The following is a 16312-nucleotide window of genomic DNA, read 5'->3' on the forward strand; positions in this document are numbered from 1 at the left end:
TAAGCGACACAGATCTCACTTACTATGTCGACTCAATTTGTTTTGCATTGCCGCTCGCTTTTAATCGCCATTTAATGATAATGAGTGCAAGCCGTTTTAATTAGGCATCGTTTATTTAGCCAAGCGTTTGGAAGCAATTTATGCATATTCATATCTTAGGAATTTGTGGCACCTTCATGGGTGGTGCTGCGGTATTGGCTCGTCAATTAGGTCACAAGGTTACGGGTAGTGACGCGAATGTTTACCCACCAATGAGTACCTTGTTGGAATCTCAAGGGATTGAAATTATTGAAGGGTTCGACCCTAGCCAATTAGAGCCAAGGCCAGATCTCGTGGTTATCGGTAACGCAATGAGCCGCGGTAATCCGTGTGTTGAGTATGTGTTGGATAACAACCTTAGATACACCTCTGGTCCTCAGTGGTTGCAAGAGTTCCTGCTGCATGACCGTTGGGTGTTAGCGGTATCTGGAACGCACGGTAAGACCACGACATCAAGTATGTTGGCTTGGATCTTGGAAGACTGTGGCTATGCTCCGGGCTTTTTAGTTGGCGGTGTGTTGGGGAACTTTGGTATCTCTGCTCGCCTTGGTGAAAGCATGTTCTTCGTGGTCGAAGCTGACGAATACGACAGTGCTTTTTTCGATAAACGATCTAAGTTCGTTCATTACCACCCAAGAACCTTAGTGATGAATAACCTAGAGTTCGATCATGCGGACATCTTTGACGATCTTGAAGCGATTAAGCGACAATTCCATCATTTGGTGCGTACTGTGCCAAGCAATGGTCGCATTTTCTCACCTAAGCAGGATACCGCTATTCAAGATGTTTTAGCTCGCGGTTGCTGGAGCGAAACTGAATCGAGCGGCGAACCTGGCGATTGGGATGCTAAGAAACTGGTTAAAGATGGCTCCAAATTTGAGGTCTATTTCCAAGACGAATGTGTTGGAACCGTAGACTGGGATTTGGTTGGCGATCATAACGTAAGTAATGCCTTGATGGCGATTGCGGCGGCAAGACATGTTGGTGTGACACCCGACTTAGGATGTGAATCACTGGCGACTTTCATTAATACCAAGCGTCGCTTAGAGCTTAAAGGCGAAGTGGCAGGTGTTTCTGTCTATGACGATTTTGCTCATCATCCTACAGCGATTGAACTTACTCTGGGTGGCTTACGTAATAAGGTCGATACGAAAAAAATCATTGCTGTTTTAGAGCCTCGTTCTGCCACCATGAAGCGTGGTGTGCATAAAGAAACCTTGGCTGATTCGTTGAAGCAGGCGGATTCTACCTACTTATTCCAACCGGATAACATTGATTGGTCTGTACAAGATGTTGCCGATGCGTGCCATCAACCCGCACATGTAAGTGATGACATGGATGCATTCGTTGCTAGAATTGTCTCAGAGGCACAAGCGGGCGACCAAATCTTAGTAATGAGTAATGGTGGCTTTGGTGGTATTCACCAGAAATTGTTGGATGCGTTGGCACTCAAAGGCTAACGGCATCCACGACCTTATATTTTGAAGTAATTGAGAACATGACAAAACACGATAAAGCTATAACCCTCGCTTTCACTGGCGCATCCGGTGCGCCTTATGGCCTGCGTTTACTTGAATGCCTTTTGGCAGCCGATTATCAGGTCTACTTGCTGATTTCATCGGCAGCGCGAGTGGTATTGGCGACCGAGCATGAACTTAAGTTACCTGCTGGGCCAGATGCAGCGAAACAAGCTTTGGTTAAACATCTTGGCTGCGATCCTGAAAAGCTGGTGGTGTGTGGCAAAGATGATTGGTTCTCGCCGGTTGCCTCTGGTTCAGCTGCACCGAAGCAGATGGTCGTTTGTCCATGTTCCGCGGGAAGTTTGGCTTCGATTGCACATGGCTTGTCGGATAACCTGATAGAGCGAGCAGCCGATGTGGTCATGAAAGAGCGAGGCCAACTGTTGTTGGTGGTTCGCGAGACGCCATTCTCGACGCTTCATCTCGAGAACATGCACAAACTTTCGACCATGGGCGTGACGATCATGCCTGCAGCTCCGGGTTTTTATCATCAACCCAAGTCAATTGAAGATCTGGTCGACTTTATGGTGGCGCGTATTCTCGATCACCTTGGTATCGAACAAGGTTTGGTGCCACGTTGGGGCTACGATCAACGTAATTGATCCAAACTTGATAGCTTATTGTTAAAATTCGAATTACAATTCTGAACACTCATCGGGGAGCGAACCATTCAAATAATGAATGCTAGCTGAGATCAAGCAGATGCTTGGGACCCGTAAACCTGAACCAGATAATGCTGGCGTAGGAATTGAGTTAGGAACAACCTCTACCGTTCTCCTCCCTCAAACCTGTGCCGCTCAGACCATGGAGAGCGTCCAGTGAAATTCACATTAACTACTCTTGCTGTTACTACAGCTATTTCTTTTTCTGCCTTTGCTGCAGACAACACTTTGACTGTATACACCTATGACTCTTTTGCTGCGGATTGGGGCCCTCGTCCTGCCGTTGAAAAAGCATTCGAAGAGAAGTGTGGTTGTGATGTGAATTTTGTCGCTCTAGAAGATGGCGTGTCTATCCTGAACCGTTTACGTCTTGAAGGCGGCAACAGCAAAGCCGATATCTTGCTAGGTCTCGACAACAACCTGATGGCTGAAGCGAAAGCGACGGGCTTATTGGCTGAGCATAATGTTGATACTTCATCAGTAACGCTTCCTAATGGTTGGAGCGACAGCACTTTTGTACCCTATGACTTTGGCTACTTTGCTTTTGTTTACAACAAAGAGAAGTTGGCAAACCCACCAAAGAGCCTTAAAGAGTTGGTTGAGCAGCGTGATGACCTTAAGGTTATCTACCAAGACCCACGTACATCAACACCAGGTCAAGGCATGATGCTTTGGATGAAGTCGGTATATGGTGATGAAGCAACTACAGCATGGAAGAAGCTTGCCCAGAAAACAGTGACTGTAACCAAAGGTTGGTCTGAAGCTTACTCTATGTTCCTAGAAGGCGAGTCGGATTTAGTGTTGTCTTATACAACGTCTCCGGCTTACCACATTATTGCTGAGAGCGATTCTAAGTATGCAGCAGCAAGCTTCGAAGAAGGGCATTACACTCAAGTGGAAGTGGCCGCTAAAGTTAAAGGCAGTAAGAACGAGAAACTTGCTGATGAGTTTATGGCGTTTATCCTAAGTGATGAATTCCAATCGGCGATGCCAACAGGTAACTGGATGTACCCAGTTACGGATGTTGAGTTACCAAAAGGGTTTGAGCAACTTACGGTTCCTCAGAAAGCGCTGAGCTTTAGCTCAGAAGAGATCGCCGAGAAGCGTAAGCCTTGGATTCGTGAATGGCAGAGTGCACTTACTTTTTAAAAATGAGCTTTCTAACTTACTTTAAAAAAAATAGGCTTTCTGTATTTAAAAGTTCGTTCGATATACTTTGAGTGAACTGTTTACGGTAAAAATCAATTTATGATAAAGAAAACACCTAAGGTAGGTATCTGGGTTGCGATACTCATTACCGCCTTCGTGGTTTCAGCAGTTGGGGCATTGCTTAGCAATGCCCCTTCTCTTGATATCAGCCAAGTATGGTCCGATCCCTACTATTGGCATGTAACGAAATTCAGTTTTTATCAGGCGACACTCTCAACGGTGCTGAGTGTTGGCTTTGCTATACCTATTGCTCATGCGCTTTGTCGTAGACAATTTTTTGGACGCGCTTTGTTGTTAAGGCTGTTCGCGTCGACCTTAGTCCTGCCGGTGTTAGTGGGTGTATTTGGCTTACTTGCGATCTATGGTAATAGCGGTTGGTTAGCTAAGTTTTTGGCGAACTTCGATATTGAATTGCCATTTTCGATATACGGATTGAATGGTATTTTGCTGGCGCACGTTTTCTTTAACTTGCCTTATGCCAGTCGCTTACTTTTACAAGCCTTAGATACAGTGCCTGCCGAGCAACACAAGCTTTGTGCTCACTTGGGTATGAGTCATTGGAACAAATTCAGATGGGTTGAATGGCCACGTTTAAGGCAACAATTACCTCATGTGTGTGGCTTAGTCTTCATGCTGTGTTTTACCAGCTTTGCTACCGTGATGGCGCTAGGCGGTGGACCAAAATCAACCACTATCGAGCTCGCCATTTATCAGGCGATTAAATTCGACTTTGACCTGCAGGCTGGTGCCTTGCTCGCGATATGGCAAATGCTGCTGTGTGGTGTGCTAGCGGTGAGCATTCAACGGCTATCGAAACCTATTTCAGTGACGGCCAGTCAATTGTCGGAAGAGAAATATTTGGTTAAGGACAGCTGGTGGTCAAAAGCTTGGGATAGCTTTTGGATCATCATAGTCTCAATACTGGTATTGCCGCCATTAGCTATGGTTATCGTCAGTGGAATTAACTCGCAGGCATTAACCGTACTCAGCAGCGAGCCGTTTTGGGCGGCGTTAATGACCTCGGTTAAAGTCGCGTCATTAGCAAGTGTTATCGCAGTTGGTATTGGTATCGCCATACTGCTGACTAGCCGGGCATGGCGTTTACAGAACAAGAATTTTCGAGCCGATAAAATCGAGCTGATTGGCACTATTATCTTAGTGACTCCGGGGCTGGTGATCAGTACGGGTATCTTCTTATTACTGCGTTCATTCACCGATGTATTCAGTTTAGCTTTCTTTATCGTGATTGCCGTCAACAGTTTAATGGCGCTGCCTTACGTAATTAAAACCTTGGCTCAACCTATGCTGCATTTGTCTCAGCAGTACCAGTATGTGTGTGCAAGCTTGGGAATGACAGGTTTCACGCGTTTTAGGTTAGTGGAGTGGCGAGCACTGCGTAAGCCGATGGCGCAAGCCTTCTCGATTAGCTTTATGTTGGCGATGGGTGACTTAAGCGCGATTGCTTTGTTTGGTAGCCAAGATTTTAGAACTCTGCCTTTGTACCTATTCCAATTGTTAGGCAGTTATCAAATGGAAGCTGCGGCGGTAGTTTCTGTGAGCTTACTGTTATTGAGTGTCGGCAGCTTTAGCTTAATAGAATTCTTATTTACTCAAAGATCTAAGCTCGATGCTAAAGAATTAAGGAACCGGTGATGTTAGTGATGAAAGATGTGGATTACCACTATCACAGAGAGTTGTTTAGCTTTGATTTTCAAGCTGAGCAGGGCGATATTGTTGCGCTTATGGGGCCGAGTGGTGCGGGTAAATCTACCCTGTTGGCGCTAGTTGCTGGTTTCATCGAGCCTACATCGGGTGAGATTTCAGTGGCTGGGCAATCGCTTATTGGTAAAGAAGCACATCAGCGCCCATTGGCGATGTTGTTTCAAGAGCACAACCTGTTTGCTCACCTTACGGTGCGAGAAAATATTGGCTTAGGTCTGCATCCAGGTTTAAAGCTTACTGCAACCCAAAAGCAAGCTGTGGAGCAAGCCGCAGTACAAGTTGGTGTTGCTGAGTATTTGGATAGATTGCCTGAGCACTTATCCGGCGGTCAACGTCAGCGTGTCGCGTTAGCGCGTTGTTTTGTCCAACCTCATGATATTTGGCTGCTTGATGAACCTTTCTCTGCGCTTGATCCTTTGCTGCGTGAAGATATGCTTAGCTTAGTGAAGCGATTAGCGGCAGAGCGAAATATTACGGTCTTGATGGTGACTCACCATTTAGGTGACGCACGCAGTATCGCGAATAAGTTTGTGTTTGTGGCGCTAGGTAAGGTGTTGGTTGAAGACTCGATAGAGGCACTGACGGCGGATCATCCACAGCCAGAATTAAGCTCATTTGTTAAAGCGGGTGAGTGACGACTCATCACTCCTGTTTAATCTCTCTGATATTGAGTACGTAGAAAACAAAAAGACCTAGCATGTGCTAGGTCTTTTATTCACTCTATGAGTAAAGCGAGATAACGATTAGTCGCCTAGCTTTAGCTCTTTTAAGATTTGGAATATTTCACGAGAAGACTTAGCCGGTTTATTTGCCGCTTTCTCTTTGTTAGCTTGACGAGCGAGCTGACGAAGACGTTGACGGTCAGCTTCCGGGTACATTTCCATAACGTCTGAAATGGCCGCATCGCCTTCTGCAACAACACGATCACGCAGTTGTTCTAGTTTGTGCAGTTCAACTGTTGCTTGAGAGTGTTTGTTGCGAATCTTATCTAAAGCCGCTTGAATTGGCTCTGGATCGACACTGCGCATTACTTTACCAATGTATTGAAGTTGACGGCGCTTCGCTTCATTTTTAAAGCGTTGTGCATCTTTAATCGCTTGTGCCAAATCTTCAGACAGCGGAAATTTGTCTAATACAGAAGGCTTTAATTCAACAAGCTCTTCTCCCAGCTTTTGCAGGGCGTCCATGTCCGTTTTCATTTCTGTCTTACTTACCCAGATGATTTCTTCTTCTGGTTCCCATGGGGCTTTTTGGTTTTTGCGAGCCATCTTTTCTGCCTATGTCACTATCTCAAACGAATATATTGCCTATTTTAGCAAGAATCTTGGGGAGAAAGCGAAATTCTTGTTATCCTACGTAATATTGACCTAAAAAATTAGAATAGATATGGATGTAAAACAGCAAGTCGCCCAACAACGAGTTGAGCTAGAAGCCGCAGTAGCTAAAGCGTTGGATATGGCATCAGTGAGTGCAGACGCCGCTGAGGTTGCTATTACTAAGTCAACGGGTTTAAGTGTTTCAACACGTATGTGTGAAGTGGAAAACGTTGAATTTAATAGTGATGGTGCTCTAGGTATTACTGTTTACCGCGGTCAGAAAAAAGGCAGCGCATCTACATCTGATCTGAGTGAGAAGGCAATTGCTCAAACAGTCGCGGCTGCGCTTGATATCGCTCAGTACACTTCTGAAGACCCGTTTGCTGGTCCTGCAGCAAAAGAATACATGGTAAAAGAAATTCCAGACTTGGATCTTTTCCACCCTGATGAACCAAACCCTGACTATGCCGCTGAGATTGCGATTGCAGCTGAGAAGCAAGCGCTAGCTTATAGCGATAAGATCAAGCAAAGTGATGGTGCAAGCTACGACAGCCATTATGGCGTTAAAGTTTATGGTAACAGCCATGGCTTACTAGCTAGCTACGCATCAAGCCGCCATAGCACGAGCTGCTGTGTGATTGGACAAGGCGCTAACGGTGAGATGGAGCGAGACTACAGCTATACCGTTGCACGTCACCGTGATGAGCTATGGACGCCTGAGCGCGTAGGTCAAGAAGCAGCAGAAAAGACAATTAGCCGTTTGGATGCGAAAAAGCTACCAACAGGCCAATACCCAATAATGTTTGCTAACGATGTCGCGACTGGCTTGATTGGCCACCTTGTGATGGCGATCAGTGGTGGTAACCTATACCGTAAGTCTTCGTTCTTATTGGATCACCTAGGTCAGAAAATTTTACCTGACTGGTTTAACATTTCTGAGCGCCCTCATATCTTACGTGGTTTGGCTTCAAGCCCATTCGATAGCGAAGGTGTGTTCACTCAAGATCGTGAAATCATCACTGATGGTGTGTTAGCAACTTACCTGCTAACTAGCTATGCCGCACGTAAAATGGATATGACACCAACAGGTCATGCTGGTGGTATTCATAACTGGTTTGTTAAATCAACGGGTCAAAACTTTGAGCAGATGCTAAAAGAGCTAGGCACCGGCTTCCTTGTGACTGAAGTAATGGGTCAAGGCGTTAATACCGTGACCGGTGATTATTCACGTGGCGCAGCAGGTTTCTGGGTTGAGAATGGAGAAATCCAATACCCAGTATCTGAAGTGACGATCGCGGGTAACCTAAAAGACATGTTCACTCAGATTGTTGCGGTTGGTAACGATGTTGAAACACGTTCACAAATTCAAACGGGTTCTATCTTGCTTGAGTCGATGAAAGTCGCGGGTGAGTAATTAAGTTAGCGCCAATATTATGAATTAAAAAAGGGAGCCGATGGCTCCCTTTTTGTTTTCTGTATTTCGCCAAAAATTCGCTAGCTACTCATGATAACTAGATCAGTATGGTTGCTAAGCCTAAGAACACCGATAGGCCAATAACATCGGTTACTGTGGTCAGAGCCATACCGCCCGCAAGTGCTGGATCGATATTCATCTTTTTCAGCATTACTGGGATGGTTACACCGGCGATACCAGCGACAATCAAGTTGGTCATCATTGCAGCTGAGATGATGCCTCCCAGTATCCAGTTACCTTTCCAAGCAACCACTATACCGCCAATGATAACAGCCCATAACACGCCGTTTAGGAAGCCGATGGCCGCCTCTTTGAGTAGTAGTTCGCGTTTGTTACTGTCACCGATATGACCGAGAGCTAAACCACGAATCACAAGCGCAACGGTTTGGTTACCAGCAACCCCGCCCATTGAAGGTACGATAGTCATTAGAACCGCAATTGCTGCCATTTGGTCGAGTGTTGCTTCAAACATATTGGATACAGATGCAGCAGCAAGTGCTGCGAGTACGTTAGCACCCAACCAGACACTACGACGACGAGCTGATTTTACGACTGGAGCGAAGGTATCTTCGTCATCGTCCATACCCGCCATGCTCATCATTGAGTGCTCGGCGTCTTCACGGATAACATCAACCACGTCATCGATAGTGATTCGACCAACAAGATGCTGGTTACTATCAACAACGGGTGCAGAAACCCAATTACGACGTTCGAACAGGCTGGCAATATCGGAAGCACTGGTTTCAACCGCGATCGCTTCGTCAGCATCTTCCATCACTTCGGAAACCGGAACATCGGGCTGAGTCGTTACTAGTGTGGTAAGCGATAGGTTACCGATCAGACGTTCTTCTTCATCAATAACATACAGAGCATCGGTTGCGTCGGGCAATTCGCCACGCATACGCATATAGCGCAATACAACGTCGACATCGACGTCGCCACGAATCGTGATTACGTCGGTATTCATGATCGCACCCGCTGAATCTTCTGGGTACGAAAGGGCGGTTTCTACTAATGCACGATCAACTGAGTCCATTTGAGAAAGGACTTCGCGAGAAACATCGTCGGGTAGGCTTCGAAGTACGTACGCGACGTCATCGGTTTCCATACCTTCTGTTGCTTCTGCCAAGGTTTCTGGTGCCATTTTCGACACAAGCGCATCTTTGACGTCTTCGTTTAGTTCATCAAGAATTTCACCGTAGTCTTCTGGATCGGTGAGTTGCCAGAGTACGTCACGACTTTTGCGAGGGGAGGCTTCTAAAAGGTGTGCAATATCTTCAGGTTCCATGTCCTGAAGTTGTCGACGTACGTGAACAAATCGGCCGTTTTCTAGGGCTTCGCTGACTTCTTGGAGGGTTTGGTGAGCTTGGTCGAATTCTAATTGCTCTGCCATATTTTCCTCCTATTTCATTATTCTAACAATGCTTGGAATAGTAACTTAATTCTGGGGCTTATTTAAATCATAAACTTAGCTAGAACTAAGATTTAATACTGGTTGGTTCGAAGTTTGAGTCTTCAGTGTTGTGAGTGACTCGTTTTCGCTACTCACCTTCATCAAACTTGTCTTCAATGAGGTGGCAAACAGCATCAAGTGCTTGTTGTGAATCGGTGCCTGTAGCTTGGATCGTGATGTGTTGCCCTTGCGCTGATTCCAGCATAAGCAACCCCATCACACTGTCTGCAGTTGCGATTTTATCTTCTTCGCTATGGATAGTGATAGTTGCATCAAAACTTTGGGCAAGCTCAACCAATTTTACGGCTGCTCTAGCGTGAAGACCCAAGCGATTTTGGATCAGTACAGTTCGAGTTAATTCCATGGTTAGCCCTGTTGGTGCTTCTCTAGGGAGGCATGTCTGATTTGAACTTGATGACCGAGTTGTTCGAAGTATTCACCAATTTTCTGAGTTAGATAAACTGAGCGGTGTTTGCCGCCAGTGCAACCAATCGCGACCGTTAGGTAGCTGCGATTATTCTTCTCTAACATGGGTAACCACTGCTCAACAAAGCCTTGAATTTGTTGCTTGAGTTCAAGAACTTCAGCGTGTTTCTCTAGGAAAGAGTGAATTGGAGCATCAAGTCCCGTCAATGGTCGTAGTGCCGGTTCCCAGTGAGGGTTTGGCAGAAATCGAACATCAAACACATAATCGGCATCACTTGGTAGGCCGAACTTAAAGCCGAAAGACTGAAAAACGATAATGAGTTCTTGTTTTTCTTTGCCCTCAACTTTGAAACGAACCTGTTCACTCAATTCGTAGAGGTTACAGTCACTGCTATCAATCACAATGCTGGCTTGCTCTACAAGAGGAGTCAGAAGTGTTTTTTCTAAATCAATAGCTTGTTCAAGAGAGAGTTTTTCTTGGCCGATCGATAAAGGATGAATTCTGCGTGTTTCGCTGTAGCGCTTGAGTAGCGTCTGTTTACTCGCATCTAGAAATAAGACGTTTAGGTCTATATCTGTGGCGGCTTCTAACTGGTCTAGCGTTTCTGTAACTAACTGAGGCTCTTTTGGTAGGTTACGAATATCAATGCTAACAGCGACGTTTTGATTGATCTCGCGTACCGATTCGACGAAGTCGTTGAGCAGGTTTACTGGTAGGTTATCAACACAGTAATACCCCAAGTCTTCAAGAACTCGTAGCGCAACACTTTTCCCGGCTCCTGACTGGCCACTAACAACGATTAATCGCATGTTATTACTCGCAAGTTGGCACTTGAATCATGATGTCGTAAAGCTCTTGATCGCTTTGAGCATTACGCAACTGTTTAAGAGTCTGCTTGTCGTTAAGTCGCTCTGCCATACAAGAAAGGGTTTTCAGATGCTCTTTACATTGTTCACTAGGAACAAGTAGAGCAAACAGTAGATCAACTGGGCGGTTATCGATAGCATCAAATTCGATTGGGTCTTGGCATTGTATTAATACAGCAATCGCTTTATCACTGACATTCATGCGTGCATGGGGAATCGCAATACCGTTACCGATACCTGTACTGCCCATTTTTTCACGGCTCAGCATGCACTCAAACAGTTCTGTTGAATCTTGACCGCAGCTTTCTGCTGCGATTTGACTGATCAGCTCAAGGGCTCTTTTTTTGCTTGTGCATTGGACTGCACTTTTAGTGCAGTCCAATGAAAGTACTTCGCTTAATTGCATGTTAGTGACTACTTAGTTTTTCTTTGTGCTTGTTGAGTTGGCGAACAAGTTTATCAACCAATGAATCAATCGCGGCATACATGCTTTCATCTGTTGCTGTCGCATGAATTTCCCCTTGATTTATATGCAGGGTAGCTTCTGCGATTTGATTGATTTTCTCAACTTTTAAAACAACTTGAACACTATTGATATGATCAAAGAAGCGCTCAAGTTTGTCGAATTTGGTGTGAACATAGTCTTGCATTGAATCGGTAAGATCAACGTGATGGCCTTGAATATTGATTTGCATAGACTTTCCTTTTCAGTTGGTTGCCAGGTTACAACTAAATTAATAGTTAACTAATCAATCGTTAATGAATAAAGAGCTAACTACTTTAGTTTATAGCAGGCGTTTACGCTGACTCGATGGGGCAATGCCCAGAGATTCACGGTATTTCGCTATGGTACGTCTAGCTACCTGAATTCCTTGGTCAGCCAGTAAAGCAGCAATCTTACTATCACTTAGAGGCTTTGCGGTATTTTCCGCTGCGACAAGCTTCTTAATGAGTGCGCGAATTGCTGTAGATGAACATTCACCGCCATTGTCAGTGCTGACATGGCTTGAGAAAAAGTACTTGAGTTCGAAGATGCCACGCGGTGTGTGCATGAATTTTTGAGTCGTCACACGAGAGATCGTGGATTCGTGCATATCAACAGCTAAAGCCACATCATTCAATACCATCGGCTTCATGGCTTCTGCGCCATGTTCGAAGAAACCGCGTTGATGTTCAACAATACACCGAGCGACTTTTAGTAGCGTTTCATTTCGGCTCTCTAGGCTTTTAATTAGCCATTTTGCTTCTTGCAAATTTGAGCGGATAAATTGGTTGTCAGCGCTACTGCCTTTGCTACTAAGGGCCGCATATTGTTGATTCACTTTTAGTTTTGGCACGCTATCTGGATTGATGGTGACCAACCATTTCCCAAGCTCTTTGAAGACGGATACGTCAGGAACCACATACTCGGTTTCGTCTGGCGTGATCTTACTGCCAGGGCGAGGGTCCAGCTGTTGGATTAATTGCAAAACTTCGCGTAGTTCCGCTTCTTTCAACTTAGTCTCTTTGATAACCAGTTTATAATCGCGATTGCCGAGTTGGTCGATATGGCTAGTAAGTACTAACTTAGCTTCGTTAAGCCAAGGGGTATCTTGTGGGAAGGTCGCCAATTGCAGTAACAAGCAATCTTGCAGATTCACAGAACCGACACCTAGCGGATCAAACTGCTGAATTCGTTTACGAACGGCTTCAATTTCATCAAGCTCGATCTCTTCGTTGTCGAAGTTCTCAAGGATGTCTTCACAAGATACGGTCAGGTAACCGCGGTCATCGATAGCATCAATTAGCGCAAAAGCTATGCTGCGGTCAGTTTCAGTGAATGGTGTTAAATCGAGTTGCCAGAGCAGGTAATCGTATAGACTTTGTGTGGTTTCGCCTTGATAAACGGGCATGTCGTCATCAATCGCAATGCCAGTGTTACCTGTGTTTGCGCTGTAAACGTCTTCCCAAGTTGTATCGATTTCTAGTTCGTTGCCGATCTCTGATTTTTCGATCAAATCGGAGCTATCAGGTAAGTCTTGTTCTACTGTTTCAACTGTTTCTTTCTCGTCACTGCTAGGTTTTTCTTCCGATGTTGGCGTATCTTCATTGCCGTCTTCGACATCGAGTAGTGGGTTCGATTCAAGTGCTTCTTGAATCTCTTGTTGCAAATCCAAAGTAGACAATTGCAACAAACGAATCGCTTGTTGCAATTGAGGAGTCATTGCTAACTGTTGGCCTAGCTTAAGTTGTAATGAGGGTTTCATTCAGTGTTACTTACCTAGTTATTATTCTAAGAACTCTCGATACTCTCTATCTAATCATAGACGGAATTGTTCGCCTAGATAAACTTGTTTAACTTGTTCGTTATTGAGAACATCTTCAGGAGTTCCCTCAGCTATTAGATGCCCTTGACTTACGATGTAAGCTTTTTCACACACGTCTAATGTTTCACGAACGTTGTGGTCGGTAATCAAAACGCCTAAGCCGCGATCGCGTAAGTGAACAATGATTTTTTTGATATCGATAACCGATATAGGGTCAACACCTGCAAAAGGTTCGTCCAGGAGAATGAATTGAGGGTTTGCTGCTAGTGCGCGAGCAATCTCAACACGGCGACGCTCACCACCTGACAAAGCCATACCATTACTCGCTCGAATATGTTGGATGTGGAACTCTTCGAGAAGATCTTCCAGCTTATCTTGACGTTGTGCGTTAGTCATCTCATCGCGCGTTTGCAAAACAGCCATGATGTTGTCTTCAACTGACAATTTACGAAAAATGGATGCTTCTTGAGGAAGGTAACCGATACCAAGACGAGAACGACTGTGCATTGGTAAGATACTGATGTCTCGGTCGTCAATGCTGATAGTACCTTCATCACGCGCAACCAGACCCACTATCATATAGAAAGAGGTGGTTTTACCTGCACCGTTTGGGCCAAGTAGCCCGACGATCTGACCTGACTCTACTTGCAAGCTTACGTCTGTTACAACTTTACGTTTTCCGTAGGTCTTCGCTAGGTTCTTTGCTGTAAGGACTGCCATGATTACTTATTCACTTCCGCTGGTTGTAAAACCGTTGATACTCGCTCACTGCTATCACTATCGGCAACCAATTTTTGAGAGGTGATCTGATAGGTAATCTTAGAGCCACGAATGATACTGCCATCTTGAGATAGCATCGCGTTCTTAGTCATGATCAATCTATCGGCAATCAGCTGGTAATGTAAATCGTCAGCTTCACCATAGAGTGTTTTCCCATCGTCAGTAAGTTGAGAAAAGGTTGCGGGCTTTCCGAAACCTTGTATTTCTTCAATTTCACCGTTGACGGCATTACGTGTAACAATGACCTTATCGGCATTGATATTGATGCTACCTTGCTTAAGGTTTACATCACCAAGAAAGGTAACTTGATTGCTTTTCATATCCAATTGCTGACTGTCTGAATCAATATAGACAGGCTGCTCGCTATCCGAAGATAGAGCATAGACATTAGACGCCGCAAGGGTCAAAGCCAATAAACTAAGGTGTGAGAGTTTCATATCTACCCTGAACAGAATTAAAGAGAGTCGCATTGTTGGTACCGAAGTTCCCTTTCATTGCTTGCCCCTCATTTTCAAAAAATGTACCGATCATATGGACCGGAGTGTCTGAATAAAAATCTCGGCTAGTCAGTTCAACAACCATTTTATCTGTGGTCATTGTATCGAAGCTAGCATCTGGCAACAGGTTTTTCGCCACAACATTGTCATAAAAAGTGATGACTTGATTTTCATCCATAATTGCGCGATCAGCGGTCACTCGCCATTCTATCGTATGCCCTTCACGGAATACTGAAAGAATAGGGTCTTGAAAGTGCGTATCGCCAACGACCGAGTAGTGCTCTAGATTGGTCGATTCAACTTGATAGCTACGAATACCGCTTTCGTCATAGCTAATGTTATCAAGATTCTTGCCACTAAACGCAGGCAGTTCCAAGTTTGGATCTACTTGTATCGTCGAAGTTTGCTCTTTGTCGTACAAGTAATAGGCCGACCAAGAGGCAATAAAGATGAGTATTAAGTAGATAATACGATTAAAACTCATATGCTTAAACCTTTGTGCACGTCGAGTTCGTTTCTTGCTTGTAAAATAAGGTCGCAGACTTCACGTACTGCACCGTAACCGCCGTTAATGGTTGTTACGTAGTTGGCTCTTTGTGCAAGCAATGGGTGACCGTCTGCCACACATACCTTCAAGCCAACCTTTTCCATTACAGGCCAGTCGATTAAATCGTCTCCGATATAACCTGTGTTTTCAGGATTAACTGAAAGTTTATCGCAAATATCTTGGTAGGCTTTAACTTTATCACCCTGACCTTGATAAATTAGCTTAATACCGAGAGCGGTCATTCGATTCTCAACAATTTGAGATTTACGGCCAGTGATGATTGCGATTTCAACGCCCGCGTTCATCAACGATTTAATGCCGTAACCGTCGCGCGTATGGAAAGTTTTTAGCTCTTCACCGTTGTTACCCATGTAGATGCGGCCATCAGAGAATACGCCATCGACATCACAAATCAGCAGTTTGATCTCTTTTGCAATCGCAAATACACGTGAATCCACTGTGCCGTAAAGGGTTTCAATTGCCTGTGACATTACATTACTCCTGCTTTCAGTAAGTCATGCATATTTAAAGCGCCTACTAATTTGCCATTATCACACAACATCAGGCCATTGATGCTCTTAGCTTGCATCAAATTTAAGCCCTCAACTGCGAGCATATTCGGTTCTGCTACCGTTGGGTTCAGTGTCATCACATCGCCGATCTGCGTGCTATGAATATCAATACGTTTATCTAAGATACGGCGTAAATCACCATCGGTAAAAATGCCCTTCATTTGGTCATCTTCACCGACGATTGCCGTCATACCCAAGCCTTTTTGAGATATCTCTAACAGGGCATCTCGAACTAGTGCATCCGGAGCAACAATTGGGAGTGAATCGCCGGTGTGCATGATGTCGTCTAGTTTCAACAGCAGTTGACGGCCCAAAGCACCACCAGGATGAGACAGTGCAAAATCTTGAGCGGTAAAACCTCTTGCCTGTAAAAGTGCAACGGCTAATGCATCACCCATAACCAAAGTAGCGGTAGTACTGGTTGTTGGTGCTAAACCAAGGGGACACGCTTCTTCGGGTACTGAAATCTGTAAATGAATATCAGATAAAGTCGCCATGTTTGATGCTGGCTTGCCAGTCATGCTGATAATCTTAATGTTTAAACGCTTTAATACTGGGAATAGGCTGAGGATTTCTCCTGATTCACCTGAGTTGGATATTGCGATCACAATATCGCCAGGTTCGATCATGCCCAAATCACCATGCGCTGCTTCACCTGGGTGTACAAAGAAAGCCGATGTACCAGTGCTTGCTAATGTAGCTGCTATTTTGTTACCAATGTGGCCTGATTTGCCCATGCCCATCACTACGACTTTGCCTTTGTTGTACAGGATTAGGTCGCAAGCTTTGCTAAAATCATCATTAAAATATTGGTCTAATTGCGTGAGACCTGCAACTTCAGTTTCCAAAACTTGTTTTGCAACGCTGCAATAATCAAATGGCTGAGACATCAAATACTCCAAGTACGGGAAGTTAAATCAAC

18 protein-coding genes and 1 riboswitch are annotated in these 16312 nt (G+C 44.8%); of the genes, 6 read left to right on the forward strand and 12 right to left on the reverse strand.

Annotation, left to right across the window (positions count from 1 at the left end; genetic code table 11):
• Nucleotides 1-140: 140 nt before the first annotated feature.
• The 5 genes from mpl (at nt 141) to thiQ (ending at nt 5787) form a co-directional block, all read left to right on the forward strand.
• A complete protein-coding gene (mpl, locus tag ACED59_RS16090; RefSeq protein WP_017097550.1) occupies nt 141-1499 on the forward strand; it encodes a UDP-N-acetylmuramate:L-alanyl-gamma-D-glutamyl-meso-diaminopimelate ligase in 1359 nt (452 codons plus the stop codon).
• Nucleotides 1500-1537: 38 nt separating this feature from the next.
• The gene (locus ACED59_RS16095) at nt 1538-2161 is read left to right on the forward strand and encodes a flavin prenyltransferase UbiX (protein WP_016787846.1); all 624 of its coding nucleotides are present in this window, start codon (nt 1538-1540) and stop codon (nt 2159-2161) included.
• A 43-nt stretch (nt 2162-2204) separates the two neighbouring features.
• A riboswitch (TPP riboswitch) is annotated at nt 2205-2324 on the forward strand.
• A 53-nt stretch (nt 2325-2377) separates the two neighbouring features.
• Complete coding sequence (gene thiB, locus ACED59_RS16100) at nt 2378-3370, forward strand: thiamine ABC transporter substrate binding subunit (RefSeq protein ID WP_017097548.1); 993 nt, start codon at nt 2378-2380, stop codon at nt 3368-3370.
• Nucleotides 3371-3469: 99 nt separating this feature from the next.
• A complete protein-coding gene (gene thiP, locus ACED59_RS16105; protein ID WP_017097547.1) occupies nt 3470-5083 on the forward strand; it encodes a thiamine/thiamine pyrophosphate ABC transporter permease ThiP in 1614 nt (537 codons plus the stop codon).
• Nucleotides 5083-5787 (forward strand): thiamine ABC transporter ATP-binding protein, encoded by a 705-nt coding sequence (thiQ, locus tag ACED59_RS16110; RefSeq protein ID WP_020477204.1) that lies wholly within the window; start codon nt 5083-5085, stop codon nt 5785-5787. Before thiP ends, thiQ begins: the two co-directional genes overlap by 1 nt.
• A gap of 108 nt (nt 5788-5895) precedes the next feature.
• Here the strand turns inward: thiQ and yjgA are convergent, their stop codons facing one another.
• Nucleotides 5896-6420 (reverse strand): ribosome biogenesis factor YjgA, encoded by a 525-nt coding sequence (gene yjgA / locus ACED59_RS16115; RefSeq protein WP_017097545.1) that lies wholly within the window; start codon nt 6418-6420, stop codon nt 5896-5898.
• Between the two features lie 118 nt (nt 6421-6538).
• On the opposite strand from yjgA, the gene pmbA reads away from it, so the two are divergent.
• Complete coding sequence (gene pmbA, locus ACED59_RS16120; RefSeq protein WP_017058910.1) at nt 6539-7882, forward strand: metalloprotease PmbA; 1344 nt, start codon at nt 6539-6541, stop codon at nt 7880-7882.
• A 97-nt stretch (nt 7883-7979) separates the two neighbouring features.
• Here pmbA and mgtE read toward each other — a convergent pair whose 3' ends face one another.
• The 11 genes from mgtE to kdsD form a co-directional block, all read right to left on the reverse strand.
• Nucleotides 7980-9335: a magnesium transporter gene (gene mgtE / locus ACED59_RS16125; RefSeq protein WP_012604872.1), complete on the reverse strand. Its 1356-nt coding sequence runs from the start codon at nt 9333-9335 to the stop codon at nt 7980-7982.
• 148 nt (nt 9336-9483) lie between these two features.
• Nucleotides 9484-9759 carry an HPr family phosphocarrier protein gene (locus tag ACED59_RS16130; RefSeq protein ID WP_009847745.1) on the reverse strand — a complete coding sequence of 92 codons (276 nt, stop codon included), beginning with the start codon at nt 9757-9759 and terminating at the stop codon, nt 9484-9486.
• Between the two features lie 2 nt (nt 9760-9761).
• Nucleotides 9762-10631 carry an RNase adapter RapZ gene (gene rapZ / locus ACED59_RS16135; protein WP_017097544.1) on the reverse strand — a complete coding sequence of 290 codons (870 nt, stop codon included), beginning with the start codon at nt 10629-10631 and terminating at the stop codon, nt 9762-9764.
• Between the two features lie 4 nt (nt 10632-10635).
• Nucleotides 10636-11094 (reverse strand): PTS IIA-like nitrogen regulatory protein PtsN, encoded by a 459-nt coding sequence (ptsN, locus tag ACED59_RS16140; protein WP_009847743.1) that lies wholly within the window; start codon nt 11092-11094, stop codon nt 10636-10638.
• A gap of 1 nt (nt 11095) precedes the next feature.
• Nucleotides 11096-11383: a ribosome hibernation promoting factor gene (gene hpf, locus ACED59_RS16145; RefSeq protein ID WP_009847742.1), complete on the reverse strand. Its 288-nt coding sequence runs from the start codon at nt 11381-11383 to the stop codon at nt 11096-11098.
• A gap of 90 nt (nt 11384-11473) precedes the next feature.
• Nucleotides 11474-12934, reverse strand: coding sequence for an RNA polymerase factor sigma-54 (locus ACED59_RS16150; RefSeq protein ID WP_009847741.1), 1461 nt, complete (start codon nt 12932-12934; stop codon nt 11474-11476).
• A 54-nt stretch (nt 12935-12988) separates the two neighbouring features.
• Nucleotides 12989-13714, reverse strand: coding sequence for an LPS export ABC transporter ATP-binding protein (gene lptB / locus ACED59_RS16155; RefSeq protein ID WP_009847740.1), 726 nt, complete (start codon nt 13712-13714; stop codon nt 12989-12991).
• Nucleotides 13715-13716: 2 nt separating this feature from the next.
• Nucleotides 13717-14211: a lipopolysaccharide transport periplasmic protein LptA gene (gene lptA / locus ACED59_RS16160; protein ID WP_009847739.1), complete on the reverse strand. Its 495-nt coding sequence runs from the start codon at nt 14209-14211 to the stop codon at nt 13717-13719.
• Nucleotides 14192-14755, reverse strand: a complete 564-nt coding sequence (gene lptC, locus ACED59_RS16165; RefSeq protein WP_017097543.1) for an LPS export ABC transporter periplasmic protein LptC — start codon at nt 14753-14755, stop codon at nt 14192-14194. Before lptC ends, lptA begins: the two co-directional genes overlap by 20 nt.
• Nucleotides 14752-15309: a 3-deoxy-manno-octulosonate-8-phosphatase KdsC gene (kdsC, locus tag ACED59_RS16170; protein ID WP_017097542.1), complete on the reverse strand. Its 558-nt coding sequence runs from the start codon at nt 15307-15309 to the stop codon at nt 14752-14754. Before kdsC ends, lptC begins: the two co-directional genes overlap by 4 nt.
• The gene (gene kdsD / locus ACED59_RS16175) at nt 15309-16280 is read right to left on the reverse strand and encodes an arabinose-5-phosphate isomerase KdsD (RefSeq protein WP_017097541.1); all 972 of its coding nucleotides are present in this window, start codon (nt 16278-16280) and stop codon (nt 15309-15311) included. Before kdsD ends, kdsC begins: the two co-directional genes overlap by 1 nt.
• Between the last annotated feature and the right edge of the window lie 32 nt (nt 16281-16312).

The organism is Vibrio sp. FF266 (genome assembly GCF_041439695.1).
In the GTDB taxonomy this organism is placed as follows: Bacteria; Pseudomonadota; Gammaproteobacteria; order Enterobacterales; family Vibrionaceae; genus Vibrio; species Vibrio tasmaniensis_A.

Bases quoted from the DNA above. Each gene is read 5' to 3' on its own strand.
- mpl (WP_017097550.1), top strand. From the start codon at position 141: ATGCATATTCATATCTTAGGAATTTGTGGCACCTTCATGGGTGGTGCT.
- ACED59_RS16095 (WP_016787846.1), top strand. From the start codon at position 1,538: ATGACAAAACACGATAAAGCTATAACCCTCGCTTTCACTGGCGCATCC.
- thiP (WP_017097547.1), top strand. From the start codon at position 3,470: ATGATAAAGAAAACACCTAAGGTAGGTATCTGGGTTGCGATACTCATT.
- thiQ (WP_020477204.1), top strand. From the start codon at position 5,083: ATGTTAGTGATGAAAGATGTGGATTACCACTATCACAGAGAGTTGTTT.
- yjgA (WP_017097545.1), bottom strand. From the start codon at position 6,420: ATGGCTCGCAAAAACCAAAAAGCCCCATGGGAACCAGAAGAAGAAATC.
- pmbA (WP_017058910.1), top strand. From the start codon at position 6,539: ATGGATGTAAAACAGCAAGTCGCCCAACAACGAGTTGAGCTAGAAGCC.
- mgtE (WP_012604872.1), bottom strand. From the start codon at position 9,335: ATGGCAGAGCAATTAGAATTCGACCAAGCTCACCAAACCCTCCAAGAA.
- ACED59_RS16130 (WP_009847745.1), bottom strand. From the start codon at position 9,759: ATGGAATTAACTCGAACTGTACTGATCCAAAATCGCTTGGGTCTTCAC.
- rapZ (WP_017097544.1), bottom strand. From the start codon at position 10,631: ATGCGATTAATCGTTGTTAGTGGCCAGTCAGGAGCCGGGAAAAGTGTT.
- ptsN (WP_009847743.1), bottom strand. From the start codon at position 11,094: ATGCAATTAAGCGAAGTACTTTCATTGGACTGCACTAAAAGTGCAGTC.
- hpf (WP_009847742.1), bottom strand. From the start codon at position 11,383: ATGCAAATCAATATTCAAGGCCATCACGTTGATCTTACCGATTCAATG.
- ACED59_RS16150 (WP_009847741.1), bottom strand. From the start codon at position 12,934: ATGAAACCCTCATTACAACTTAAGCTAGGCCAACAGTTAGCAATGACT.
- lptB (WP_009847740.1), bottom strand. From the start codon at position 13,714: ATGGCAGTCCTTACAGCAAAGAACCTAGCGAAGACCTACGGAAAACGT.
- lptA (WP_009847739.1), bottom strand. From the start codon at position 14,211: ATGAAACTCTCACACCTTAGTTTATTGGCTTTGACCCTTGCGGCGTCT.
- lptC (WP_017097543.1), bottom strand. From the start codon at position 14,755: ATGAGTTTTAATCGTATTATCTACTTAATACTCATCTTTATTGCCTCT.
- kdsC (WP_017097542.1), bottom strand. From the start codon at position 15,309: ATGTCACAGGCAATTGAAACCCTTTACGGCACAGTGGATTCACGTGTA.
- kdsD (WP_017097541.1), bottom strand. From the start codon at position 16,280: ATGTCTCAGCCATTTGATTATTGCAGCGTTGCAAAACAAGTTTTGGAA.